This window comes from Pseudomonas sp. NPDC087029, from assembly GCF_044745345.1.
GTDB lineage: Bacteria > Pseudomonadota > Gammaproteobacteria > Pseudomonadales > Pseudomonadaceae > Aquipseudomonas > Aquipseudomonas faucium.
This window is the reverse complement of sequence record NZ_JBIVAB010000010.1, coordinates 128,512-151,976: the sequence shown is the minus strand read 5'-3', so window position 1 is coordinate 151,976 and position 23,465 is coordinate 128,512. Positions and strand designations below refer to the sequence as shown.

The 23,465-nt window shown below is 66.8% G+C and carries 20 protein-coding genes; 7 read left to right on the top strand and 13 right to left on the bottom strand.

Annotated features, from left to right (window positions below):
- Positions 1-167: 167 nt before the first annotated feature.
- Genes ACIPG5_RS17425 through ACIPG5_RS17415 form a run of 3 tightly spaced genes read left to right on the top strand, consistent with a single transcriptional unit; the run spans position 168 to position 4,331 of the window.
- Entirely contained in the window at positions 168-827 is a 660-nt protein-coding gene (locus tag ACIPG5_RS17425) for an ABC transporter ATP-binding protein (RefSeq protein ID WP_286914776.1), read from the top strand.
- The gene (locus ACIPG5_RS17420) at positions 824-3,277 is read left to right on the top strand and encodes an FtsX-like permease family protein (protein ID WP_401376621.1); all 2,454 of its coding nucleotides are present in this window, start codon (positions 824-826) and stop codon (positions 3,275-3,277) included. Before ACIPG5_RS17425 ends, ACIPG5_RS17420 begins: the two co-directional genes overlap by 4 nt.
- Complete coding sequence (locus tag ACIPG5_RS17415) at positions 3,267-4,331, top strand: lipocalin-like domain-containing protein (RefSeq protein ID WP_401376619.1); 1,065 nt, start codon at positions 3,267-3,269, stop codon at positions 4,329-4,331. Before ACIPG5_RS17420 ends, ACIPG5_RS17415 begins: the two co-directional genes overlap by 11 nt.
- Positions 4,332-4,632: 301 nt before the next feature.
- Here the strand turns inward: ACIPG5_RS17415 and ACIPG5_RS17410 are convergent, their stop codons facing one another.
- The gene (locus tag ACIPG5_RS17410; protein WP_401376616.1) at positions 4,633-5,820 is read right to left on the bottom strand and encodes an MFS transporter; all 1,188 of its coding nucleotides are present in this window, start codon (positions 5,818-5,820) and stop codon (positions 4,633-4,635) included.
- Positions 5,821-5,957: 137 nt separating this feature from the next.
- On the opposite strand from ACIPG5_RS17410, the gene ACIPG5_RS17405 reads away from it, so the two are divergent.
- Positions 5,958-6,863, top strand: coding sequence for a LysR family transcriptional regulator (locus tag ACIPG5_RS17405; protein WP_176515552.1), 906 nt, complete (start codon positions 5,958-5,960; stop codon positions 6,861-6,863).
- Here ACIPG5_RS17405 and ACIPG5_RS17400 read toward each other — a convergent pair.
- From ACIPG5_RS17400 to ACIPG5_RS17375, 6 genes are all read right to left on the bottom strand, one after another.
- Positions 6,853-7,623 carry a substrate-binding domain-containing protein gene (locus ACIPG5_RS17400; protein WP_176515551.1) on the bottom strand — a complete coding sequence of 257 codons (771 nt, stop codon included), beginning with the start codon at positions 7,621-7,623 and terminating at the stop codon, positions 6,853-6,855. The genes ACIPG5_RS17405 and ACIPG5_RS17400 overlap by 11 nt on opposite strands.
- Before the next feature lie 12 nt (positions 7,624-7,635).
- Positions 7,636-8,928 carry an MFS transporter gene (locus ACIPG5_RS17395; protein ID WP_236235827.1) on the bottom strand — a complete coding sequence of 431 codons (1,293 nt, stop codon included), beginning with the start codon at positions 8,926-8,928 and terminating at the stop codon, positions 7,636-7,638.
- 132 nt (positions 8,929-9,060) lie between these two features.
- A complete protein-coding gene (locus ACIPG5_RS17390) occupies positions 9,061-10,440 on the bottom strand; it encodes an APC family permease (RefSeq protein ID WP_401376611.1) in 1,380 nt (459 codons plus the stop codon).
- A gap of 207 nt (positions 10,441-10,647) precedes the next feature.
- Positions 10,648-13,185 (bottom strand): HWE histidine kinase domain-containing protein, encoded by a 2,538-nt coding sequence (locus tag ACIPG5_RS17385; RefSeq protein ID WP_401376608.1) that lies wholly within the window; start codon positions 13,183-13,185, stop codon positions 10,648-10,650.
- Positions 13,186-13,357: 172 nt separating this feature from the next.
- On the bottom strand, positions 13,358-14,719 hold the full coding sequence (locus ACIPG5_RS17380; RefSeq protein WP_401376606.1) for a purine-cytosine permease family protein: 1,362 nt from the start codon (positions 14,717-14,719) through the stop codon (positions 13,358-13,360).
- A gap of 14 nt (positions 14,720-14,733) precedes the next feature.
- Complete coding sequence (locus ACIPG5_RS17375; RefSeq protein WP_401376603.1) at positions 14,734-15,408, bottom strand: isochorismatase family cysteine hydrolase; 675 nt, start codon at positions 15,406-15,408, stop codon at positions 14,734-14,736.
- Positions 15,409-15,988: 580 nt separating this feature from the next.
- Between ACIPG5_RS17375 and ACIPG5_RS17370 the strand changes: the two genes are divergently transcribed.
- On the top strand, positions 15,989-16,486 hold the full coding sequence (locus ACIPG5_RS17370; RefSeq protein WP_176515540.1) for a peroxiredoxin: 498 nt from the start codon (positions 15,989-15,991) through the stop codon (positions 16,484-16,486).
- A gap of 75 nt (positions 16,487-16,561) precedes the next feature.
- On the opposite strand, the gene ACIPG5_RS17365 is transcribed toward ACIPG5_RS17370, so the two are convergent.
- Complete coding sequence (locus tag ACIPG5_RS17365) at positions 16,562-16,942, bottom strand: Rho termination factor N-terminal domain-containing protein (RefSeq protein WP_176515538.1); 381 nt, start codon at positions 16,940-16,942, stop codon at positions 16,562-16,564.
- Between the two features lie 188 nt (positions 16,943-17,130).
- On the opposite strand from ACIPG5_RS17365, the gene potE reads away from it, so the two are divergent.
- Positions 17,131-18,495: a putrescine-ornithine antiporter gene (gene potE, locus ACIPG5_RS17360; RefSeq protein WP_401376600.1), complete on the top strand. Its 1,365-nt coding sequence runs from the start codon at positions 17,131-17,133 to the stop codon at positions 18,493-18,495.
- On the opposite strand, the gene ACIPG5_RS17355 is transcribed toward potE, so the two are convergent.
- The 4 genes from ACIPG5_RS17355 to ACIPG5_RS17340 all read right to left on the bottom strand — a co-directional run bounded on the left by ACIPG5_RS17355 (position 18,393) and on the right by ACIPG5_RS17340 (position 22,215).
- Positions 18,393-18,911, bottom strand: a complete 519-nt coding sequence (locus tag ACIPG5_RS17355) for a DoxX family protein (RefSeq protein WP_401376597.1) — start codon at positions 18,909-18,911, stop codon at positions 18,393-18,395. The genes potE and ACIPG5_RS17355 overlap by 103 nt on opposite strands.
- A 97-nt stretch (positions 18,912-19,008) precedes the next feature.
- Positions 19,009-20,517, bottom strand: coding sequence for a DHA2 family efflux MFS transporter permease subunit (locus ACIPG5_RS17350; RefSeq protein WP_401376684.1), 1,509 nt, complete (start codon positions 20,515-20,517; stop codon positions 19,009-19,011).
- Between the two features lie 53 nt (positions 20,518-20,570).
- A complete protein-coding gene (locus ACIPG5_RS17345; protein ID WP_401376681.1) occupies positions 20,571-21,581 on the bottom strand; it encodes an HlyD family secretion protein in 1,011 nt (336 codons plus the stop codon).
- 94 nt (positions 21,582-21,675) lie between these two features.
- Positions 21,676-22,215, bottom strand: a complete 540-nt coding sequence (locus ACIPG5_RS17340) for a winged helix-turn-helix transcriptional regulator (protein ID WP_401376594.1) — start codon at positions 22,213-22,215, stop codon at positions 21,676-21,678.
- 206 nt (positions 22,216-22,421) lie between these two features.
- Between ACIPG5_RS17340 and ACIPG5_RS17335 the strand changes: the two genes are divergently transcribed.
- Complete coding sequence (locus tag ACIPG5_RS17335) at positions 22,422-22,688, top strand: hypothetical protein (protein ID WP_236235835.1); 267 nt, start codon at positions 22,422-22,424, stop codon at positions 22,686-22,688.
- A 13-nt stretch (positions 22,689-22,701) separates the two neighbouring features.
- On the opposite strand, the gene ACIPG5_RS17330 is transcribed toward ACIPG5_RS17335, so the two are convergent.
- Positions 22,702-23,433 carry a Crp/Fnr family transcriptional regulator gene (locus tag ACIPG5_RS17330; RefSeq protein WP_176515531.1) on the bottom strand — a complete coding sequence of 244 codons (732 nt, stop codon included), beginning with the start codon at positions 23,431-23,433 and terminating at the stop codon, positions 22,702-22,704.
- Between the last annotated feature and the right edge of the window lie 32 nt (positions 23,434-23,465).

Below are 23,465 nucleotides of genomic sequence, written 5' to 3'. Positions count from 1 at the left end.
GCCCGTCGAGAAATCGCGTCGTGCCACCAAGGCTGGCAACCATGGCCTTTCAGGCATAGGCTCGTTGCAACAAATGTAGGAGCGGATTCATCCGCGATGCGCCGCGCGGGCGGCGCTCGATCTCACTCCCCACTCAAAACCCCAGACAAGCACCAAAGGCCCCACCCATGCTGGTCGTCGAACACCTGCAAAAGTCCTTCACCACCGCCCAAGGCACCCTGCCTGTGCTGCGTGGCGTCGACCTGTCCCTGGCCCGCGGCAGCAGCCTGGCGCTGATGGGCGAGTCCGGCAGCGGCAAGAGCACCTTGCTGCACCTGGTCGCCGGCCTCGACCGCGCCGACGGCGGGCGCATCCTGATCGACGGCCAAGCCCTCGACCCGCGCGATGAGTCTGCCCTGGCCCGCTGGCGGCGCGAGGGCATCGGCCTGGTGTTCCAGCAATACAACCTCATCAGCAGCCTCGACGTGGCCGCCAACCTGGCCTTCCAGGCCCGCCTGGCCGGGCGCCACGACCCGGCCTGGGCCGCGCACCTGGCACAGCGGCTGGGGCTTGCCGAGCTGCTGCAGCGCTACCCCGAGCAGTTGTCCGGCGGCCAGCAGCAGCGCCTGGCCATCGGCCGTGCACTGGCCGGCCGGCCTGCGCTGCTGCTCGCCGACGAGCCCACCGGCAGCCTCGATGAGCACAACGGCGACGAGGTGCTGGCGCTGTTGCTGCAACTGGTCGAGGAAGCCGCCAGCACCCTGTTGATGGTCACCCACAGCCAGCGCCTGGCCGCACGCCTGCAGCAGCGCTGCGTGCTGCACCAGGGCCGGGTGCAGGCGGCATGAACAGCCTCGGCCTGGCCCTGCAGGCGCTGTGCAGCCATTGGTGGCGCCACCGCCTGCAGGGCATCAGCATCTTCACCGGGTTGTGCCTGGCCACGGCGCTGTGGGCCGGGGTGCAGGCGCTCAACAGCCAGGCCCGCAACGATTACGCCCAGGCCCGCGCGCTGCTGGCCGGGCCGGCCTACCCGCAACTGCTGGCGCGCAGCGGGCAGCGCTTCGACCAGGCGCTGTACGTGCAGCTGCGCAGGCAAGGCTGGCAGGTGACGCCCGTGCTCGAAGGGCGCTTGCAGGTCGATGCCGGGCAGTCGCTCAGGGTGCTGGGCATCGAGCCGCTCAGCCTGCTGCCGGGCATGGCCGTGGCCGGCGCGCAAGCCCAAGCGTTCGACCTGCAAGCCTTCATCGGCCCACCCGGGCAAACCCTGGTCGGCCCGGATACCTTGCGCCAACTGGGGCGCACGGTGGGCGAGCACGTGCGCACGGCAGAGGGGCAGTTGCTGCCGCCCCTGGCGCTGAGCGCAAACCTTGCGCCGGGGGTGCTGGTGGTGGACATCGGCCAGGCGCAGGCGCTGCTCAAGGCGCCGGGCCAACTGTCGCGGCTCATCACTGAGCGCGAGCAGCCTTTGCCTGCGCAGCTTGCGGCCAGCCTGAGGCTGCAGCCGGCCAGCGACGATGCCGACCTGCAGCGCCTGACCGACAGCTTTCACCTCAACCTCACGGCGCTGGGCCTGCTGGCCTTTGTGGTCGGCCTGTTCATCGCCCATGCGGCCATCGGCCTGGCCCTGGAGCAACGGCGCGGGCTGATGCGTACCCTGCGGGCCTGTGGCGTCAGCCTGCGCACGCTGCTCACGGCCCTGGCCGTGGAACTGGGGTTGTTCGCGCTGCTGGGGGGCTTGGTGGGTGTGTTCGCCGGCTACCTGATCGCCGCCTCGCTGCTGCCCGACTTCGCCTCCAGCCTGCGGGGGCTGTACGGCGCCGAGGTGGCGGGGCAACTGCATCTGCCCTGGCACTGGTGGCTGGCGGGTATGGCCGTGAGCCTGCTGGGGGCGCTGCTGGCCGGCTTCGACAGCCTGCTGCGCGCGGCGCGCCTGCCGCTGTTGGGGCTGGCCCAGCCGCAGGCCTGGCGCCTGGCACAACTGCCGTGGCTGCGGCGCCAGGCCCTGGCGGCCGGCGTGTTGCTGCTTGCAGCCCTGGGCTGCGGCTATTTCGGCAACAGCTTGCCCTACGCGTTCGCCTTGCTTGCCACCTTGCTGCTGGGGGCGGCGCTGTTGTTGCCCGGGCTGCTGGCACTGCTGCTCGCCGGTGCTGCGCGCTTGGCGCGGGCGCCCCTGGCCCAGTGGTTCGTGGCCGACAGCCGGCAACAGCTGCCGGCCCTGAGCCTGGCGTTGATGGCGTTGTTGCTGGCATTGGCTGCCAGCGTCGGGGTGGGCGGGATGACCGAGGGCTTTCGCCGCACCTTCATCGGCTGGCTCGACCAGCGCCTGGCGGCGGATTTGTATGTCACGCCACGGGACAGCGAGCAGGCGCAACAGCTCTACGCCCAGTTGCGCGACAACCCCGCCGTCAGCGCCGTGCTGCCGAGCTGGCGGGTGGAGTGGCAGCTGCAGCACTGGCCGGTGCAGGTGCAAGGGGTGGTCGACCATCCGTTCTACGCACGCCACTGGCCGTTGCTGGCCAGCACGCCGGATGCCTGGGCGCAGCTCGCCTCGGGCCAGGGCGCCATGCTCAGCGAGCAACTGGTGCGGCGCCTGGGCCTGGCCCTGGGCGAGCGCGTGACGTTGCCCGGCGAGCCGCCGCAGGCCATGACGCTGGTGGGCATCTACGCCGACTACGGCAACCCCAAGGGCCATGTACTGGTCAACGCCGACTGGCTGCGTGCCCATGCCCCGGCCGCCAGCCTGGCCGGCCTGAGCGTGCTGGCGCAACCGGGGCGGGTGGCCGCGCTGGAGCAGCAGCTGCAGCAACGCTTTGCCCTGGAGGACGACCAAATCGTCGAGCAGGCCCAGCTAAAGGCCTGGTCGACGGCGATCTTCAGCCGCACCTTCGCCGTCACCGCCGCCCTGAACAGCCTAACCCTCGGCGTGGCAGCGGTGGCGCTGTTCATCAGCCAGCTCACCCTCGGCCAGCGCCGCCTCGGGCAACTGGCGCCCTTGTGGGCGCTGGGTGTGCCGCGCCGCTGGCTGGGCTGGCTGTGCCTGGGCCAGGCGCTGCTGCTCAGCGCCTTCACCGTGCTCCTGGCGCTGCCCTTGGGCCTGCTGCTGGCCTGGTGCCTGGTGGCGGTGGTGAACGTGCAGGCATTCGGCTGGCGCTTGCCGTGGCAGGTGTTCCCCGGGCAACTGCTGCAACTGGCGGCGCTGGGCATGCTCACCAGCCTGCTCGCCAGTGCCTGGCCGTTGTGGCAACTGGCGCGATGCCAGCCCCGGCAATTGCTCCGGCAGTTCTCCGATGAAGTGTGAAACCTGGCTGCTGCTGGCCTGCCTGCTGCTGGCCGGGTGCGACGCGCCTGCACCGGCGGCCAAGGGCTATGCCGGCCTTGGCAGCGAGGCGGGGGCATTCAGCCAGGTAACGCCCGGCGTGCCGCTGGTGTTCCCCCGCGACCACGGCGCCCATGATGGCTATCGCATCGAGTGGTGGTACGTCACCGCCAACCTCGAAGATGCCCAGGGCCGTGCCTGGGGCGCGCAATGGACGCTGTTCCGCTCGGCCCTGCGCCCGGGGCCGGAAACCCACGACTGGCACAGCCCGAACCTGTGGATGGGCCATGCGGCGCTGACCGGGCCAGGCGGCCACCAGGTCGCCGAAACCCTGGCCCGGGGCGGGGTGGGCCAGGCGGGGGTGACGGCCGCGCCGTTTCAGGCCTGGATCGATGACTGGTCACTGCAAGGGGCGCCAGGCATCGAGCGTTTGCGCATGCGTGCACGTGGGCAGGGCTTTGCCTACGACCTGCAGTTGGCCAGCGACAAACCGCTGGTGCTGCATGGCCTGCAGGGCTACAGCGAAAAATCCGGCAAGGGCCAGGCGTCGTACTACTACAGCCAGCCGTTCTACCAGGTGACTGGCGAGGTTGAACGCGCAGGGCAGCGCATTGCCGTGACCGGCCAGGCCTGGCTCGACCGCGAGTGGAGCAGCCAGCCCTTGGCGGCCGGGCAGCGGGGCTGGGACTGGTTCTCCTTGCATCTGCAGGGCGGCGCCAAGCTGATGCTGTTCCAGGTGCGTGAGGACAAGGGCCAAGCCTATCGCGCCGGGACCTGGGTCGATGCCCAGGGGCACTCGCAGGCGTTGCAGGGCGCGCAGATCGAGCTCACGCCGCTGGCCTGGGCGCGACAGGCCAATGGCAAGCAGGTGCCCACGCGCTGGCGGGTGCAGGTGCCGTCGCAGCGGGTGGATGTCGAGGTCGAGGCGCTTGAGCCCAAGGCCTGGATGAACACGCGGTTCGCGTATTGGGAGGGGCCGGTGCGGGTGAAGGGGAGTGAGGCGGGGCGGGGGTATCTGGAGATGACGGGGTATTGAGCGGGGGGGCACGGCTTGAGGGTTGTGTTGCGGCATAAATCGAGCGCCGCCCGCGCGGCGCATCGCGGATGAATCCGCTCCTACATTTGTTGCAACGTGCCACGGTCTGTCAGGCCATGGTTGTCCGCTTTTGGCGCCCACCGAGAAATCGCGTCGTGCCACCAAGGCTGGCAACCATGGCCTACCAGGCATAGGTACGTTGCAACAAATGTAGGAGCGGATTCATCCGCGATGCGCCGCGCGGGCGGCGCTCGATCTCAAATACCCCGCAAAACCCAAGGCATGCCCCCGACTCTTCCCCTCAATGCCCGCCTTTCATCCGCCGCGCCACCAGGTAGATGCCCAAGCCCACCAGCGCCGCCGCCGCGCCAATGTACCCGGTGCTGGTCCACCCCAGCTCGGCACTGATGGCCATGCCTCCAAACCACGGCCCCAGCGCATTGGCCAGGTTGAACGCCGCATGGTTGGACGCCGCCGCCAGGCTCGGCGCCTCATGGGCAATGTCCATCAAACGGATCTGCAACGGCGCCGCCAGCGCAATCATGGTGCCGACCAGCCCGATCCCCAGCAGCAGGCTCCACAGCGCCTGGGCCGCGAAGGTGAAGAACAGCAGCACCACCATCGACCATACCAGCACCATGCCCACCGCGCGGAACTGGTAACGGTCGAACAGCTTGCCCCCGGCAACGTTGCCGATGATGCCGCCCACGCCGAACGCCGCCAGGCCGAACGGGATCCACTGCGGCGCCACCTGGGTCACCTGCAGCATGGTCGGCGCCAGGTAGCTGAACACGCAGAACATGCCGGCAAAGCCGATGGACGCAATGCCCAGCGCCATCCACACCTGGGGCAGGCGGAAGGCCTGCAGCTCCTTGCGCGGGTCGCTGCGGGGTTCATCGTGGGGTTGCGGGACATAGCGCCACACCAGGGCAATGGTGCACAGGGCGATCGCCCCCACCAGCACGAACGCCGAGCGCCAGCCGAAGAACTGCCCAAGGAAGGTGGCGATCGGGTTGCCCAGCAGCATCGCCAGGGTCAGCCCCATCATCACCCGCGCCACGGCGCCCGCGCGCTGGTTGCTCGGCACCATGCTCGAGGCCACCACCGCGGCAATGCCGAAGTACGCCCCGTGGGGCAGGCCGCTGATGAAGCGAAAGGCCACCAGCCCGGCAAAGGACGGCGCAAAGGCCGTGGCCAGGTTGCCGATGGCGTACAGCGCCATCAGCAGCAACAGCAGGTGCTTGCGCAGCAGCTTGGCGCCGAGGATCGCCAGCGCGGGCGCCCCCACCACCACGCCCAGTGCATAGGCGCTGATGGCATGGCCCACCTGCGGCTCGCTCAACTGCAGGTTGCCGGCGATATCGGGCATCAGGCCCATGATCGCGAACTCGCCGGTGCCAATGGCAAAGCTGCCCAAGGCCATGGCCGCTTCCATCTTGCCCACTGCGCCTTTGCTGGCGGCGAGCGGGGGTAATTGCTGAACAGACATCGGGATCCTTACTGAAACTGGCTGAAACGTTCAACGCGCGATGATAGACGACATGCCTGCGCGCTGTAACATTTTGCATTAATTGCCGACGCTCATAAAATGCATGCATCAATCCGCCGGTTTCCGAGTGCGCGCCCATGGCCATCAACTTCGACCTCAACGACCTGCAGGCCTTCCGTGCAGTGGTCGAGCAAGGCAGCTTTCGCAAGGCCGCCGAGGCGGTGCGCATCTCGCAGCCGGCGCTGAGCCGGCGCATCGACAAGCTCGAAGACGCCCTGGGCGTGCGCTTGTTCGAGCGCACCACGCGCAAGGTCAGCCTGACCCAGGCCGGGCGCGGCTTCATGCCCAGCGTCGAGCGCTTGCTCGACGACCTGGACAACGCCCTCCTGGGCATCAGCGAAGTGGCCTCGACGCGGCTCGGCCAGGTCACGGTGGCCTGTGTGCCGTCGGCGGCGTACTACTTCATGCCGCGGGTCATCGCCCACTACCACCAGCAATTCCCGCGGATCAAGGTCAAGGTGCTCGATGCCAGCGCCCACGAGGTGCTGAGCGCGGTGGTCGATGGCGAGGCGGATTTCGGCCTGAGCTTCATGGGCACCCAGGAGGCCGATGTCGACTTCGAGCCCCTGGTGCAGGAGCACTATGTGCTGGCATGCCGGCGCGATCACCCGCTGGCCGGGCGCAGCAGCGTCAGCTGGCAGGCGTTCTACCAGCAGGCCTACATTTCCCTGGGCAAGACCTCCGGCAACCGCTTCCTGCTCGACCAAGCGCTGGGCGGCATCGTGCCCCAGCGCCAGAGCATCTGCGAAACCCGCCATGTCACCACCATGATCGGCCTGGTCGAGGCCGGGCTGGGCGTGGCGGCGGTGCCGGCGATGGCGATGCCGGCGGCCGACCACCCGATCCTCACCTCGGTGGCCCTGGTTGAGCCCCAGGTGCTGCGCAGTGTCGGCCTGATCAAGCGCCGGGGCCGTACCCTGACCCCGGCGGCATTGGCGCTGGAGCGCCTGGTGGTGGACATGAAGGTCGAGGTCAGCGGCTGACCGAGTCCAGCCCGGTGGCCTGCACGGCCTGCTGGGCCGCAGGCGCGGCCAGGTAGGCGAGCAGTGCCCTGGCCTGTTGCGGGTGGTCGGCATTGACCGGGATGCCTGCGGCAAAGCGCGTGACCGACTGCACGGCCTCCGGCAGCTTGCCGACGAAGCTCACCCCCGGCACCGGCAACAGCTCGCTGACCTGCTGCAAGCCAACCTGGTAACTGCCCTTGGCAACCTCCATGGCCACCGGGGTCTTCACAACCATGCTGGCCTTGGGCGCGAGCTGTTGCTCGATGCCCAGCCGCTTGAACAGCTGGTTCTGCACGTACAGGCCGCTGGCGCTGTCCGAGTAGGCCACCGACTGGGCGGCCAGCAGGGTGTTCTTCAAGGCCTCCACGCTGGCGATATCCGGCTTGGCTTCGCCAGCGCGCACCACCATGCCGATGCGCGAATCGGCCAGCTCCACCCGTGAGGCCGGGTCGACCTTGCCCTGGCGGATCAGCTCATCGAGCGCGTAGCCGACCATGATCACCACGTCGGCCTTCTCGCCACGGGCCAGCCGATTGGGGATCGCCTCCGGCGCCTGGCCCATCGACGGGCCCAGGGCTGTGTCGAGGGTGTTGCCGGTGGCGGCCGCGAACTTCGGGCCCAGTGCCTGGTAGGCCGCGGTGAACCCGCCGGAGGTCATCACCCGCAGTTGCTCGGCATGGGCGGTGCCGGCGAGGCTTGCGCAGGCGAGCAGGGCAAGGCTGTGCAGCAGTGTGCGCATGCTCATGCTCCTTCAGGCCACTGCCGGTTGCAGTTGGCCGCGCGACTTGCGGTAGAGGAACAGCGTCGCAGCCAGCGCGCAGAGCGCGGCAAAGCTCATCCAGTAGCCGGGGGCGGCCTTGTCGGCGGTGTACTGGATCAGGAAGGTCGAAATCGCCGGGGTGAAACCGCCGAACACCGCCGTGGCCAGGCTGTAGGCCAGGGAGAAGCCCGCCACCCGCACCTCGACCGGCATGATTTCGGTGAGCGCAGGGATCATCGCGCCGTTGTACAGGCCATAGATGAACGACAGCCACAGCAGCACCAGCAGCATGTGCATGAAGCTTGGCGCATTGACCAGGAACGTCAGCGCAGGGTAGGCGCTGGCCAGGGTCAGCAGGGTCATGGCGATCAGCACCGGCCGGCGCCCGATGCGGTCGGACAGCGCGCCGCCCAGCGGCAGCCAGATGAAGTTCGACACCCCCACCAGCAAGGTCACCAGCAGCGCATCGGCGGTGCTCAGGTGCAGCACCGTCTTGCCGAAGGTGGGTGCATACACGGTGATCAGGTAGAACGCGGTGGTGGTCAGCGCCACCATCAGCATGCCGGCCAGCACCGTCGCCCAGTGCTGCAGCAGGGTGCGCAGCACCTCGGCCATGGCCGGGCGGTGCTTGCGCGCGGCGTATTCCTCGGACTCCTGCAGGTTGCGCCGCAGCAGGAAGATGAACGGCACGATCAGGCAGCCGACGAAGAACGGAATGCGCCAGCCCCAGTCGGCGATCATCGCCGCTGGCATCCACTGGTTCAGGGCGTAGCCCAGGGCCGCGGCGACGATGATCGCCACCTGCTGGCTGCCCGACTGCCAGCTGGTGAAGAAGCCCTTGTTGCCGGGCGTGGCGATTTCCGCCAGGTACACCGACACACCGCCCAGCTCCGCGCCGGCCGAAAAGCCCTGCAGCAGCCGCCCGAGCAGCACCAGGGCCGGGGCGAGCAGGCCGATGGATTCGTAGCCGGGCACCAGCACGATGAGGATCGTGCCGCTGGCCATGATCGACAGGGTCACGATCAGGCCTTTGCGCCGGCCCACCTCGTCGATGTAGGCACCCAGCACCACGGCGCCCAGCGGGCGCATCAAGAAGCCTGCGCCGAACACGGCGAAGGTCATCATCAGGGACGCGAATTCACTGCTGGCAGGGAAGAACACCGCGGCAATCTGCGTGGCGTAGAAACCGAAGAGGAAGAAGTCGAACTGCTCGAGGAAGTTGCCCGACGTGACCCGGAAGATTGCGCCGGCGCGGGAGCGCCCGGAGGCGGTTGCTGCTGTCATTGCCTGTACTCCATACCGCTTTTGTGACGTGCGCCGCTGGGACGGCGCACGGTTCTTATAGGCGGACGAGGGTGCTACAGGGCCATTGATTAGAGAATTGCATTGTTCGCATCGATTGATGCCCAGCGCGGATCAATCCGCCATCTGCAACTCCGGCAGGCTCACGCGAAACGCCTTGGTCAGCCCCATCAGGCAGATGAAGCCCACGCCCAGCCAGCACAGGCCGATGGTGAACGACATGCTCGACAAGCTGGTCCACAGCCACAGCGTGCTGAGGAACCCCAGGGCCGGGATGGCGCCGTACAGCAGGTAATTGCGCGCACCGCGCAGCTTCTGGTCGAGCAGGTAGTGCTTGACCACTGCCAGGTTGACCGCCGAGAACGCGAACAGCGCACCGAAGCTGATCATGTTGGCGACCGTGTCCAGGGTGATGAACAAGGCGACCAGCGACAGCGTGCTGACCAGCATGATCGCCGTGGCCGGCACGCGCTTTTTCGTCACCAGGCGGCCGAACACCCGTGGCAGCGCACCGTCACGCCCCATGGCGAACAGCACCCGCGAAACGCTGGCCTGGGACACCATCGCCGAGGCGAAGCAACCGGCCACGTAGGTGGCGGTAAAGCCGGTCACCAGCAGCTCGCCGCCAACCCGGCGCATCACGTCCACCGAGGCCGAGTCCGGGTCGGCGAAGCTGGCCCACTCGGGGAACACCTGCTGGGCGAAGTACGACACCAGCAGGAACAGCAGCCCGCCGATCACCGACACCGCCATGATCGCCTGGGGGATGCGCTTGGTCGGGTTGCTGGTTTCCTCGGCCATGGTCGACACCGCATCAAAACCCAGGAACGACAGGCACAGCACCGCGGCACCGGCCATCACCAGCGGCACGCTGAAACCCTCGTGGTGGAACGGTGCCAGCAGCGACACCGGCGCCGCCTGCTCGCTCAGGTTGCGCACCGACAAGGCGACGAACACCACGATGAACACCAGCTGCGCCACCACCAGCAACCAGTTGACCCGGGTGATCGATTCGATGCCGATCAGGTTGAGGAAGGTGACCAGGGCAATCGAGCCCAGCACCCACACCCAGGCATGCACGGCGGGGAAGTATTCGGACATGTAGATGCCGATCAGCAGGTAGCTGAGCAGCGGCAGGAAGATGTAGTCGAGCAGCAGGGTCCAGCCGGCGATGAAGCCGAAGTGGCTGCCAAAGGCCTTGCGCGTGTAGGTGTAGACGGAGCCGGAGTAGGGGTGGGCCTGGACCATGCGCCCGTAGCTGTAGGCGGTCAGCAGCATGGCGGCGAGGGTCAGCATGTAGGCGGTGGGCAGGTGGCCCTTGGTCATCTGGGTGACCAGCCCGTAAGTGGTGAAGACTGCCAGGGGCACCATGTACGCCAGGCCGAACAGCACCAGCGCGGTCATGCTCATGGACTTTCTGAAGCGGCCTGAAGCGGCCGGTTGCGACGCAGGGTGATGGGCAGGGGCAGAGTCTGTATTTGTTGTTGTATGCATTGCTAACTCCTGAAATGGAATGCAGGACGCCGCAGTAGGCGAGCGGGCTCGCTACTGGTCTTGGGAGTTCGATCAGGGACGGGTCAGGGGTGGGGCTGGAGAATGCTCCCACACTCCGGGGGTGGCAGAAATCACCCTTTGGGGGGAGCAAATGCCTTGAAGAACACAGTTGCTCCCACAGGTAGATGTGAGCTGCTTGCCGATTCGCTAGCCCAGCAGGCTCTCCAGGTTGGACAGGATCGAGGCTGCGTCGTAAGGCTTGCGCACCACCGGCACATGCTTGAGGTGCGCAGGAATGCTGACGCTGTCGCCATACCCGGTGGCGAACAGGAACGGTATGCCCAGGCGCGTCAGTGCGTCGGCCACGGCGATGGAGGTGCCGGTGCTCAGGTTGATGTCCAGGATCGCCACATCCGGCTCATGGCTGGTCAACAGCTTCAGCGCCTCGGCTTCGGAGCTGGCGGTGATGACGTCGTCGATCTGCGCATCGGCCAGAATCTGCTCCAGGCCCACGGCGATCACCAGCTGGTCTTCGAGAATCAGCACGCAGGCATCCACCAGCGCGGCGCAGTCGGGCAGCGCGGCGGGGACGGCGACGGTCGGGTTGTCGTGGCTGAAGTCCTCGACCAGGGTCAGGTGCCTGGCCGGGATCTTGAACACGCCATACAGGCCCTCCGGCCGGTACTCCACGGTGCTGCTGCCGCCCAGGTCGAAGGGGATGCTGCGCTCGATCAGCACCGAGCCAAAGCCGCTGCGGCTTGGCGGGCGCACGCTGGGGCCGCCGCGCTCGCACCAGATGATTTCGCAAGCGCCGCCGGCATCCACCGCCCAGGTCACCGACAGCCGGCCGCCGGCACCCGACAGCGCGCCGTACTTGGCGGCGTTGGTGGCCAGCTCGTGCAGCACCAGGGCCAGTACCGAGTAGGCCCGGGCATCGACGAGCAAGGCCGGGCCGTGCAGCTCCAGGGCCTCGGCCGAGGTGCGGTAGGGTGACAGTTCGGCTTCGAGCAAGGTGGCGAAGCGCCCGCCGCCGTCACCGCGCACGACCTGGTCGTGGGCCAGCGACAATGCCTGGATGCGGCCCTTGAGGGTGGCCACGTAGTTGTTCAGGCTCTGGTTCTCCGAGGCCGGGTGGGCCACCAGCGCGCCGATCAGCGAGAGGATGTTCTTGACCCGGTGGTTGAGCTCCTCGTTGAGCATGCGCTGGCGCACGTCGGCCTTGGAGCGCTCGTCGGCCAGCAGCTCGCTGTTGTGCAGGACCACTTCGACGATCGCGGCGCGGATCGCTTCGCCAAACTGGCGGTCCTGTTCGCTCCAGGGCAAGGCGTGCTGGTGCACGGTCTGCTTCCACACGGCAAAGCTCTTGCGCGGCGTCAGGCGTTCGCCCAGCGGGCCGCTTTCGTAGGTCTTGTTGGGGTCGCCCGCCCAGTCCAGGGTTTCTACCAGCTCCTTGCGAAACAGCATGAGGTAGTCCCTGGGGTGCTGGGACATCGGCACGATCAGCACGCCCGACACCTCGACGGCGTAGCCCTGGGCCGCGGGGTGGGCCATCGACAGGCTGTTGGAGGCCCAGGTGCGCCCCTCGGCGACACTTTCGGCAAAACTCAGCAGGCCGGGGATCGCCGCCTTGGGCGGGGTCAGGCCGTCGGCCGACCAGCGCCCCTGCAGCGCCATGCCGATGCCATCGCAAGGGATCAGGGCCTTGAAGTCGGCCAGGCGCGAGCGCAGCAGCGCCTCGATGTCGTCGGCGCGGTGGGCGTCGCGCAGCAGGTTGTCGAGCACCTGGCGTGCATGCGCGGCGGCTTGCAGGGTGTGCCTGGCGCGCAGGGTCTGCAGGTGCAGGGAGAAAAATTCGCCGAACATTTCCGCCGCCACCCGTTGGCCCATGGCCAGGCTGCGCGGTGCGTAATGGTGGCAGGCAATCAGGCCCCACAGGGCCCCGTCGACGATCACCGAAATGGACATCGAGGCGCCCACGCCCATGTTGCTCAGGTACTCGCAGTGGATCGGCGAGACGCTGCGCAGGTGCGCGTAGGAGAGGTCCAGCGGCTCGCCGGAGAGGTCCAGGACCGGCACGATGGGCACGGTCTTGAAGCGCGCATCGGAAATGATCCGTACCGGGTTGCGCAGGTACAGCGCACGGGCCTGCTGGGGGATGTCCGAGGCCGGGAAGTACTGCCCCAGGAAGCTTTCCAGGCCACTGCGCCTGGCCTCAGCCACCACCTTGCCGGCGCCGTCGGGGCCAAGCTGGTAGATCATCACCCGGTCATAGCCGAGCAGGGCGCGCACGCGCCGGGCCGTGTCCTGGATCAGCTTGTCCGAGCGCTCGATCTCGCGCAGCTGGGCGATCACCGTGCGCACCAGCTCCACCGGCTCGGCGATGCTCGCGCCGGAGGGCTCGAACTCGAGGATGACCGTGCCTTTGTAGATGTGCGCCGACACGTCGAACGCCTGGCCCGAGGCGACCACCACGCCGAACGACAGCGCCGGGCGCGAGGCCTCCTTGACCCGTGCCAGCGAGTTGCGCAGGGTGTGTGCGGCTTCGCTGCCGATCACTGCCTCCAGGCGCTGGCCATTGAGCTCGCTGGCGACGCCGAGCATGGCCTGGCTGTTGGCCGAATGGCGCAGGATGATGCTGGCCGAGGCGTTGCAGGCCAAGAGGCAGCCGTGCGGCTGGATGCTGCCAGGAATCTGGATGGGTTCGCGGTCACAGTTGGTCAAGTTGACCTGAGGTAGCACAGTCATAGGTTCCTGCCGGTTTCCCAAAGACCGGCTGCCTGTGTGACCGCCGAACATTTTCAGGTAAACGAAGTAGTTACATTCATGTTCAGTCTCGGAGTCTAGCTGGCGTGCCTGCCTTCGTCACCTTGGGCCCGCGCGCAGGGCAGGCGCTGCGCGAGGGCTCTGGCCAGGCCGTTCAGCCTTTGGCCGGTGCCGAGGCCAGGGGGTTGCGCCGGCTCATCAGGGCGTAGTAGGCCAGGGCCGGGAACAGCAGGCCGACCGCCCAGGCCAGGTCGATGCCCTGCAGGCTGCGCGCCACCGGCCCGACATACAGCGACGTGCTCATGAACGGCACCTCCAGCACGATGGTGGCCAGGAACACCGCGACCGCAATGCCATTGACCCGCCCATAGATGCCGCTGGGCGCGAAGATGTCGGCTATCCGGTACTCGCCTTTGCGCAAGGCGTAGTAGTCGACCAGGTTGATCGCCGTCCACGGGATCAGGAAGTAGCTCATGAAGAAGATGAAGTTGAGGAAGAACTGCAAGAAGTCATCCTGGGCCAGGGTGCACAGCCCGGTGGCCGCCGCGCAGATCACCAGCATGAAGCCGGCGCGCACGCGCGGGGTGACCTTGAGCGCGGCAAACGGCTCGATCACGGTCACGGTGGACATGAACGCGCCGTACAGGTTGAACACGTTGATGGCCACCTGGCCGTAGAGCACGAAGGCGAAGGTCAACAGCGTGCTGCCGCCAAGAAACCCGACCAGGTTCAGGCCGACGTTGTCGCTGAACCCGGCCATGCCCTTGGCCAGCAAGGCGCCCAGCACCATCATCCAGCTGCCGCCGAGCACCGTGCCCAGGTAGCTGTACCAGAACACCTGGCGGGTGCTGGTGCGGGTGGGCAGGTAGCGCGAATAGTCCGCCACGTAGGGGGCGTAGGACAGCTGCCAGGTCACCGCGATGCTCACCGAGGCCAGGAAGGCCACGCCATCGAAGCCCTGCAGCGCCCACTGCCCGGGCGCCGTCGGCAGCGCCAGGGCAAGCACCGTGGCGATGCCGAATACGCCGATGGAGGCCAGCGACAGCACCTTCTGGAAGCGGTGGATCAGGTTGTAGCCGAACAACGCCACCAGAAAGCAGGCCAGCCCCAGCAGCACGATGTTGACGCCATTGCCGAACGGGCTGGCGGCGGCCACCGCCTGGGCCGCCAGCAGGGTGTTGCTGACGAAGAAGCCCAGGTAGATGAGCATCACGAACAGCAGCGGCACGATGGCCCCGTATACGCCGAACTGCGCCCGGCTCTGGATCATCTGCGGGATGCCCAGGCGCGGCCCCTGGGCCGAGTGCGAGGCCATGAACACCGCGCCGATCAACGAGCCCAGCACGATCGCCAGCACGCTCCAGAACAGGTTCAGGCCCAGGCTTACCGGCAGCACCCCGGCCGCCACCGTGGTGATGTTGGCGTTGGCGCCGAACCAGACGAAGAACAGTGAACGTGGCTCGCCGTGGCGTTCGTTTTCGGGGATGTAGTCGATGCTTCTGTTTTCAACTTTCATGACGGTTTCTCCAATCAACGTTCGGCGACGAGGCGGCTTTCGAGGCGCGCGATGGCCTCGACGAAAGCATCGGGCTGGAAGGCCAGGTGGTCGGGCTCGGTGGTGCGCAGCGAGGTGGCCGGCAGGTTGTGCAAGCGTCTGAGCAGCTGCTGGGTGCTGATCAGGTCGAGCCCGTAGATCCAGTTGGAGAGCATGAACAGCGCCGAATAATGGGCGGCCTGGGTGGTGGCGGTGCAGGCGTCGGTGACCAGGGTCAGCTGGAAGTCGTGCTGGTAGGCGTCGAACAGGCTGGTGAGTACGCAGACGTCGGTCAGCACACCCGTCACGATCAGGTGGTGGATGCCGCGCCGGTGCAGCATCTGCACCAGCCGCGTGCCGTGGAAGGCGCTGTAGCGGTGCTTGTCGATCACCACGTCGCCGGCTTGCGGCGCCAGGGCATCGACGATCTCCACTGCCTGGGTGCCGGCGCAGTACGTGGCGGGGCGGCCCTCTGCGTCAAGCGGTTCACCGTGCAGCAGGTCGTGGCCGTGGGCGTCGTTGACATGGCGGGTGTAGAACAGCGGGATGTTCAGCTTGCGCGCCGCGTCGATCAACGCGGCGGTGTGCTCGATCACGGAGTCGAAGCGTTCGAGGCTGAAGCCATCTTCCTTTTGCAGGTCGATGATGAGTAGGGCGGTCTGCTGGGTCATCAGGTTTCTTCCGGGTGCAACGGCCCGCGCAGCGCCATGCAGGCGCCGCAGGGGCTGTGCGGCAGAGGGAGGCAGCGGCCGGCGAGCGGCCACTGCCATGGGCGAGCATGCTCGGGGAAGGACCTAGGCGACTATCTGCCAGAAACCGTTCTGCTTGGCGGCCACGCAGGCGCGCGGCCGTTTCAGGTGAACCTGGGAGGGGGCGGTGGCACGGCGCAGGTAGCCTTTCATGGCGCACGGTGCAGCGTCGTGTGTAAAGCCAGGAAGGTGGATGGACATGCGTTCATGCTCGTGGGGTTCGGGCATGCAAAAGCAATAACCAGGCCAGCCCCTCTCTCCTGTGGGAGGCGGCTTGCCGGCGATAGGGCCCGAACAGGCGGCAGATTCAGGTTAGTCTGCACCGGCCTCATCGCCGGCAAGCCGGCTCCCACAGGGGAGGGGGGGGATGGCATAGACCGGTGAATGTTACGAATGGTATGCGGCATACCATAAGACAGTGGTACGCAACGTAACGCCCGTAACACCCGCGCCGGTGTACCATCCCGCCACCCTACATACAGCTCAGCAATCAGGAGACGCAATGATCAAGATCGGCGACGCACTGCCCGATGTGACCCTCTACCAGTACAGCGATGGCCAAGGCAGTTGCCCGCTGGGCCCGCAGGCGTTTTCCCTGCGCGAACGCTGCGCCGGCAAAAAGGTGCTGATCTTCGGCCTGCCCGGCGCCTTCACCCCGACCTGCTCGGAGCGCCATGTCCCCGGCTACCTGGCCATGGCGCAGGCGCTGGCGGCTGCAGGCGTCGACGAAATCATCTGTGTGGCGGTGAACGATGCCTTCGTCATGCACGCCTGGGGCAAGACCTTCGCCGAACAAGGCCCGGTCAGCATGATCTCCGATGGCAATGCCGAGCTCACCGACGCCCTGGGCCTGGCCCAGGACGCCTCGGCCCGGGGCATGGGGCGGCGCTCCCAGCGTTATGCCTTGCTGGCCGATGACCTGGTGGTGAAACACCTTGCCGTGGATGCGCCAGGCAAGCTTGAAGTGAGCGATGCGCAGAGCATGCTGGCGGTCGTCTAGCGTTTGCCTGTTATGGCCCTATCGCCGGCAAGCCGGCTCCCACAGGGTTTTGGGTGGGAGCTGGTTTGCCGGCGGTCACGCTGCCGCCTTGCTTACGGCCTCGATCAACTGCGCCTTGCGCATGCGTGAACGGCCCGCGATGTTCAGGCTGCGCGCCCGCGCCAGCAGCTCCTGCTTGGTCATGTCCTGCAAGCTGTGCCCAGGCCGCGGCACGCCGTGCTTGGTCGCCACCGCGCGGCGCGCAGACGATTCGCGCGCCTTGGCCTTGGCGGCGGGGCTCTTGGCCTGGCCCGAGCCGCCCTTACGCTCGCCGCCGCCCGATTGCTTGTTGACCGTCGCCCAGGCCCGCGCCTCGGCTTCGTCCTTGCTCACGCCCTTGGCCTCGTAGCCTTGCTCGATGTGCTCGGCCTTGCGTTTCTGCTTGTCGGTGTACTTGCCTTTGTCTCCACGGGGCATGGTGAACCTCCTGCGCGTCGGTGGGTTGCCGTTCTATCAGCTCTGACTGCGGCGCAGCGCCGAAAGCACCGTTCACGGCATCGATAAGCCGACAAAATGATCTATACCCAATACGGCAGTCGCTCCTGACCCGTTGCAGCACACCGCCAGGCGCAATTCCAGAACCCTGTGAGCACAAGGAGTTTGTGATGGCGGATGCAAGCAAGAAAATGAGCCTGGTCGGGCTCACCACGCTGGTGACGGTGAACATGATGGGCTCGGGGATCATCCTGCTGCCCACCAACATGGCGCAGCTGGGCGCCGTTTCGCTGCTGAGCTGGGTGTTCACCGCCATCGGCTCGATGGCCATCGCCTACTGCCTGGCCCAGTGCGGGGTGTTCTGCACCCGCTCGGGCGGCTTGTCGGCCTACACCGAGGAGGCCCATGCGAAGTCGGGCTTCTTCCTCTGCTCCTACTTGTACTTTCTTTCCCTGGCCATCGCCAACGTGGCCGTGGCCATTTCCGCGGTGGGCTACATGACCGCCTTCGTGCCCTGGCTGGGCAGCGGGGCGATACCACTGTGCGTGGGCACCATCGGGTTGATCTGGCTGACCACCATCGCCAATTTCGGCGGGCCGAAAATCACCGGCAAGATCGGCGCGTTCACCGTGTGGGGGGTGATCATTCCGGTGGCGGGGCTGAGTATCTTCGGCTGGTACTGGTTCAGGCCCGAGGTGCTCATGGCCGCCTGGAACCCCAACCAACTGCCGATCTCCGAGGCCATCAGCAAGGCCATCCCGCTGACCCTGTGGGCGTTTCTGGGCATGGAGTCGGCCGCCCAGGCCACCGATGCCGTGGAAAACCCCCGGCGCAACGTGCCGCTGGCCTGCCTGTTCGGCACGCTGGGGGCGGCGGTGGTGTACGTGCTGTCGACCACGGTGATCCAGGGCATCATCCCCAATGCCGAGCTGGCCAAGTCCTCGGCGCCGTTCGCGCTGGTCTACGGCAGCCTGTTCGGCCCGGGGGTGGGCAGCGTGGTCATGGCCCTGGCGGTGATGGCCTGTGTCGGCTCGCTGCTGGGCTGGCAGTTCACCCTGGCGCAAACCGCCAAGATGACCGCCGACCAGGACCTGTTCCTCAAGCTGTTCGGCAAGGTCAATGCGATGAACGCTCCGGTGATCGGCATGACCGTGTGCGCCTTGCTGCAAACGGTGATGGCGCTGTCGACCATTTCCCCCGATGCCGCCGCCCAGTTCGGCAGGCTGGTCAGCCTGGCGGCGGTGACCAACCTCATCCCCTACATCACGGCGCTGACCGGCTTGCTGGTGATCATGCACAAGGCCGGGGTCGGCCCCGCAGTCTACACCCGCAACATGGTGGTGCTGCTGGTGGCCGTGGGCTACTCGCTGTACGCCTTGCACGCCTGCGGCCTGGAGGCGGTGATGGGCGGCACCCTGGTGCTGGCCATCGGTTACCTGCTGTACGGCTTCTTGGGCCAGAAGTTCACCGACAGCGCATCCACGCTCAAGCCGCCTGCGCCCTTGAGCAACAACGGCAGCAATGCCACCAGGTAGATCAGCGGCAGCTTGTAGTTGCCAAAGCCGTGGTCGCTGATCGAGTAGCCCTGGGCCAGTTGCGCCAGCGTCGACCACTGCGCGGGCCAGTGCACGGCGGCGATGGCGACCAGGGTCACGACGATCAGCGCAGCGCTCGCCAGCCGGGTACCCAGGCCCAGCAGCAGGAGCAGCGGGGCGATCAGCTCGGCCCACATCGACACCTGCCAGTCGAACCCGGCGGAAAAGTGGTTGAAGGGGAAGGGGAAGTTGGCGTGGATCTGTTCGAACCAGTTCTCCCCACGCCACTTCTCCAGGCCCGATTCGAAGAACTCCCAGGCCAGAAACAGCCGCAAGGGGATGTCCCAGCCCCAGGCGGCGGCGCGGTCGAGTCGTTCGAAAGTCAGCTTGAGCGGGTTCACGGGGAATGCGGACATGGGTACCTCGGCGCTATCAATGGATGGGCCGCCAGGGTGGCAGCCGCAGTTATCCGGGATATGTCCGCTACAGGTGCCGAATGTATCGCTGTGTAGCTCAGTGCGCGTCGGCGGACGGTTGCGCCGGGGGCTGGACCTTGCGCATCAAGGGCACCAGCAAGGTGGCGAAGATGAAGCACAGCATGATCACCAGGAAGGCGTCGGCGTAGGTCAGGGTCTGCGCTTCGCGAAAGGTCAGCGCCCACAGCCGCTGCAGCGCGCTCTGGCTGGCGTCGAGGCTGTTCTGGCCCAGCAGCTGGGCGTTGCTGCTCCATTGTTCGAGCCAGCCGTTCATGGTTTCGTTTCGCACGTTCAAATGCTCGGCCAGGCGCTGGAAATGCAGGTTGGTGCGGTCGTTGAGGATCGTCGCGCAGGCGGCGATGCCCAGCGCTCCACCCAGGTTGCGCATCAGGTTGAACAAGCCTGAGGCGAGCTTGAGGCGGGCGGGAGAAAGCGCGCCCAAGGTCAAGGTCACCGTCGGCGGCACCGCCATCTGCTGGGCAAAGCCACGGATTGCCTGGGGCAACAGCAGCTCCCTGGCGCCCCAGTCATGGGTGATGGGCGAGAAATCCCACATGGACAGGCCGAACAGCGCCAGGCCGAACATCAGGATCCAGCGCAGGTCGACGCGGTTGGCGAGAAACGCGTATACCGGGATGGCCAACAGCTGGAAGACCCCGGTGGAAAACACCGCCAGGCCGATATCCAGCGCGCCATAGCCGCGCACCCGTCCAAGAAACAGCGGGGTGAGGTAGATGGTGGCGAAGATGCCGATGCCGGTGATGAAGGAAAACAGGCAGCCCAGGGCAAAGTTGCGATCGCCCAGGGCGCGCAGGTCGACGACAGGTTCGGCGATCACCAGGCTGCGCCAGATGAACAGCACGCCGCAGGCTCCGGCCAGCCACGCCGTGGTGGTGATGGTGGTGTCGCTGAACCAGTTCCAGCGCGGGCCTTCTTCCAGGGTGTACTCCAGGCAGCCGAGAAATAGCGCCATCAGGCCCATGCCCAGGTAGTCGGCGCCCTTGAGCAGCGCCAGGTTGGGCCGGTCGACCTTGACCAGCAGCGGCACCGCGACGGTGACGAAAATGCCCGGCACCAGATTGATGTAGAACAGCCAGTGCCAAGAGGCGACATCGGTGATCCAGCCGCCCACGGCCGGGCCGAGCGTGGGTGCCAGCGAGGCGATGGCGCCGATGACCGAGGCGGCGATCACTCGCTGCTTGCCGCTGAAGTAGATGAACGCGGTGGTGAACACCAAGGGGATCATCGAGCCGCCAAGAAAGCCCTGCAGGGCGCGAAAGGCGATCATGCTCTGGATGTTCCAGGCCAGCGCGCAGAGCAGACTGGTGAGGGTGAAGCCAGCCGCCGAAGCGGCGAACAGCCAGCGCGTGCTCATCACCCGCGACAGCCAGCCCGAGAGCGGGATGACGATGATCTCGGCGATCAGGTAGGCCGTTTGCACCCAGGCCGTGTCGTCCGCGCCGGCAGACAGGCCGCCGCCGATGTCCTTGAGCGAGGCCGAGACGATCTGGATATCGATCAAGGCAATGAACATGCCCACGCACATGCAGGCAAAGGCCGCCACCTTCTGCGCCGGGGTGAGGGGCGGCAGTTCGCTGCTCACGGCCGGGCCTTGGTGTCGATCTCGGCAACCACCGAAAGGCCTGGGCGCAGAGCTCCGAAATCGGCGTCGCTGCCCTCCAGGCGCACCCGCACCGGCACGCGCTGGACGATCTTGGTGAAGTTGCCCGTGGCGTTCTCCGGCGGCAGCACGCTGAACTGGGCGCCGGTGGCAGGCGCGATGCTTTCGACGCGCCCGTGGAAAACGCGCCCGGGCAGGATGTCGGCGCTGACATTGACGGCCTGGCCTATTTGCATGTGCGCCAACTGGTCTTCCTTGAAGTTGGCATCCACCCACAATCCATGGGCAGGCACCACCGAGATCAACTGGCTGCCGGCCGGGGCATAGGCGCCGGTCTTGGCCCGGCGGTTGCCCACGTAGCCGTCCACCGGCGCGCGCAGCTCGGTGTAGCTGATATTGAGGCGCGCCTGCTCGCGGTCCGCTTGAGCCTGGGCCAATGCTGCGCGGGCCTGTTCGCGCTGGGTGTCGATCACCGCCAGCTGCTGGCGCGCCGCCAGCAAGCCTGCTTCGGCGTGCACGCGGTCGGCCTGGGCGGTCTTCCAGGTTGCTTCGACGCGCTGGGCACTCTGCACCGACACCGCCTGGCTGCTGACCAGGTTCTGGTAGCGCACCTTGTCGTTCAGGGCCAGTTGCGCCTCGGCACCGCGCGCGTCGATCTGGGCTTTGGCCTGGCTGATCACGGCGTGCTGAAGCTGCTCGACGGCATCCAGGTTGGCCAGCTGGGCAACCTGCGCGGCCACTGCACCGTCCGCCTTGTCCAGGGCCGCCTGGTAGTCGCGCACATCGATGCGCGCCAGCAGGTCGCCGGCCTTGACGAACTGGTTGTCGAGCACCGCCACCTCGGTGATGTAGCCCGGCACCTTGGCGCTGATCACGGTGACGTCGGCGCCCACGTAGGCATCGTCGGTGTCTTCGATGAAGCGGCCGGTGGCCCACCAGTGGCTTGCATAACCCGCACCAGCCAGCACCGCGAGCGCCAATGCCGCCATACGCAAAGCGGCCTTTGCGCTGATGCGCCTGGGGGTAACGATGGCGGTATCGCCGAGCGGTTCGGGTGCCGTGCCAACGTGAGCGTTCATGCGGTCAGCCCTCTGAAGAGGCTTGGTTGGGGAAGGGGCTTACCAGGGTGTTTCCCTGGCGGTAGGCCTGGCCGGTTTCGGCGCGCCAGTGGGTCAGCGGGTCGGCGTCGGGCGAGATGCGCACGCGGTGGTCCTGCACGGTGATGGGCTTGCCGGTGTTGCTGTCCATCAGCGCCAGGGCCACCGGTTCGCCGGTGTGCTCGTCGGCCAGGTAAACCTTCAGCGAGCCTTCGGCATGCTTGGCGCCCCAGGCCATCAAGGTCAGGATCACCGGGCGCAGGTCGCGTCCGGCCTCGGTGAGCAGGTATTGGAAGCGTGGCGGGTTGTGTTGGTAGGGCTGGCGTGCCAGCAGGCCGCTCGCGATCAAGTCGTTGAGCCGGCGGGTGAGCGTGTTGCTGGCGATGCCCAGGCTGTGCTGGAACTCGTCGAAACGGCGCAGGCCATAGAACGCATCGCGCAGGATCAACAGGCTCCAGCCATCGCCGATGTGCTCCAGCGCACGGGCGACCGGGCAGGGCATGGGTTGGAAGCTGGCTTTTTTCATGGCGGGTGACCTTGCGCTGTCGGAGGCGGATGGCTTCACTATTTCACTGTGACTTTCATTATGCAAGTGACATGCATGAAAGCCGCTGCGCCACTGGTCTTATTGGCGTTAATCAATAAGCCCCGGCGGTCCGATATAAACCTTCTCTGGGCAGGCAAGGCGCACACTCGAAGAAGCTCAGGCCTTCTGAGCATCGAGAGGTGCGTATGACCATTGGCAAAAGCTTCAGCGATATCGACCTTCCAGGCCCTGCAGCCGCCGATGACGACGACGATTGGCCAAGCGGGCAGGACGATGACGAAAGCGAGGAGGAGGGCGAGCAGGACCAAGGCGCCAAACCGCTCGACCCGGATGACTACGTCGACCAGTCAGTGCTCAAGGAAAGCGAACGCGGCTCCGGCCACCCCGACCCGTCCAGGGCATCGGAAGCCGAGCGCTACAGTTATCAACCGTGGCAAAAGATGAAGCCGTGAACGGGCCTGCGGCTCAATCTTCGGAGCCTGTGCCCGGCAAGTACGGCAGCAACCGTTCGGTTTCCTTCTTCACCACTGCATAGCACTCGCAACTGAGCTGCTCCAGCCGGGCACGGTCCAGTACCCTGATGTTGCCCCGGCTGTACTCGATCACGCCCAGGCGCTGCAGCTTGCCGGCGGCGTCGGTCACCCCTTCGCGGCGCACCCCCAGCATGTTGGCGATCAGCTCCTGGGTCATGCACAGCCGATCGCCCGGCAAGCGGTCCAGCGACAGCAGCAACCAGCGGCACAGTTGCTGGTCGATCGAATGGTGCCGGTTGCACACCGCCGTCTGCGCCATCTGGGTAATCAAGGCCTGGGTGTAGCGCAGCATCAGCATCATCAACTCGCCATGGCGATTGAACTCGTCCTTGAGCCGCTGCCCCGGCAGCCGGTAGGCGTGCCCGGCGCTCTGCACGATGGCCCGGCTTGGCGTGCTCTCGCCCCCCATGAACACCGCAATGCCCACCAGCCCTTCGTTGCCGACGACCGAGATCTCGGCAGAGGCGCCGTTTTCCATCACGTACAGCAGCGAGACGATGGCATCGAGCGGGAAAAACACATGGCGCAGGGTATCGCCCGATTCGTAGATGGCCTTGCCCAGCGGCAAGGTCACCCGCTGCAGGTGCGGCTGCAGGCGGCTGAACGTCTCGCTGGACAGGGCAGCCAGCAGGTGGTTCTGCTGGGGAGTGTACGGCGCGGGCATGGGCGGACCATCGAAGGCGGCGGCTGACGCAA

What these genes read in the sequence shown, in the direction of transcription:
- ACIPG5_RS17420 (WP_401376621.1), top strand. Translation starts at nt 824, where the DNA reads ATGAACAGCCTCGGCCTGGCCCTGCAGGCGCTGTGCAGCCATTGGTGG.
- ACIPG5_RS17400 (WP_176515551.1), bottom strand. Translation starts at nt 7,623, where the DNA reads ATGCGCACACTGCTGCACAGCCTTGCCCTGCTCGCCTGCGCAAGCCTC.
- ACIPG5_RS17375 (WP_401376603.1), bottom strand. Translation starts at nt 15,408, where the DNA reads ATGACCCAGCAGACCGCCCTACTCATCATCGACCTGCAAAAGGAAGAT.
- ACIPG5_RS17380 (WP_401376606.1), bottom strand. Translation starts at nt 14,719, where the DNA reads ATGAAAGTTGAAAACAGAAGCATCGACTACATCCCCGAAAACGAACGC.
- ACIPG5_RS17340 (WP_401376594.1), bottom strand. Translation starts at nt 22,215, where the DNA reads ATGAAAAAAGCCAGCTTCCAACCCATGCCCTGCCCGGTCGCCCGTGCG.
- potE (WP_401376600.1), top strand. Translation starts at nt 17,131, where the DNA reads ATGGCGGATGCAAGCAAGAAAATGAGCCTGGTCGGGCTCACCACGCTG.
- ACIPG5_RS17350 (WP_401376684.1), bottom strand. Translation starts at nt 20,517, where the DNA reads ATGTGCGTGGGCATGTTCATTGCCTTGATCGATATCCAGATCGTCTCG.
- ACIPG5_RS17390 (WP_401376611.1), bottom strand. Translation starts at nt 10,440, where the DNA reads ATGCATACAACAACAAATACAGACTCTGCCCCTGCCCATCACCCTGCG.
- ACIPG5_RS17355 (WP_401376597.1), bottom strand. Translation starts at nt 18,911, where the DNA reads ATGTCCGCATTCCCCGTGAACCCGCTCAAGCTGACTTTCGAACGACTC.
- ACIPG5_RS17425 (WP_286914776.1), top strand. Translation starts at nt 168, where the DNA reads ATGCTGGTCGTCGAACACCTGCAAAAGTCCTTCACCACCGCCCAAGGC.
- ACIPG5_RS17365 (WP_176515538.1), bottom strand. Translation starts at nt 16,942, where the DNA reads ATGCCCCGTGGAGACAAAGGCAAGTACACCGACAAGCAGAAACGCAAG.
- ACIPG5_RS17385 (WP_401376608.1), bottom strand. Translation starts at nt 13,185, where the DNA reads ATGACTGTGCTACCTCAGGTCAACTTGACCAACTGTGACCGCGAACCC.
- ACIPG5_RS17405 (WP_176515552.1), top strand. Translation starts at nt 5,958, where the DNA reads ATGGCCATCAACTTCGACCTCAACGACCTGCAGGCCTTCCGTGCAGTG.
- ACIPG5_RS17370 (WP_176515540.1), top strand. Translation starts at nt 15,989, where the DNA reads ATGATCAAGATCGGCGACGCACTGCCCGATGTGACCCTCTACCAGTAC.
- ACIPG5_RS17335 (WP_236235835.1), top strand. Translation starts at nt 22,422, where the DNA reads ATGACCATTGGCAAAAGCTTCAGCGATATCGACCTTCCAGGCCCTGCA.
- ACIPG5_RS17410 (WP_401376616.1), bottom strand. Translation starts at nt 5,820, where the DNA reads ATGTCTGTTCAGCAATTACCCCCGCTCGCCGCCAGCAAAGGCGCAGTG.
- ACIPG5_RS17345 (WP_401376681.1), bottom strand. Translation starts at nt 21,581, where the DNA reads ATGGCGGCATTGGCGCTCGCGGTGCTGGCTGGTGCGGGTTATGCAAGC.
- ACIPG5_RS17415 (WP_401376619.1), top strand. Translation starts at nt 3,267, where the DNA reads ATGAAGTGTGAAACCTGGCTGCTGCTGGCCTGCCTGCTGCTGGCCGGG.
- ACIPG5_RS17395 (WP_236235827.1), bottom strand. Translation starts at nt 8,928, where the DNA reads ATGACAGCAGCAACCGCCTCCGGGCGCTCCCGCGCCGGCGCAATCTTC.
- ACIPG5_RS17330 (WP_176515531.1), bottom strand. Translation starts at nt 23,433, where the DNA reads ATGCCCGCGCCGTACACTCCCCAGCAGAACCACCTGCTGGCTGCCCTG.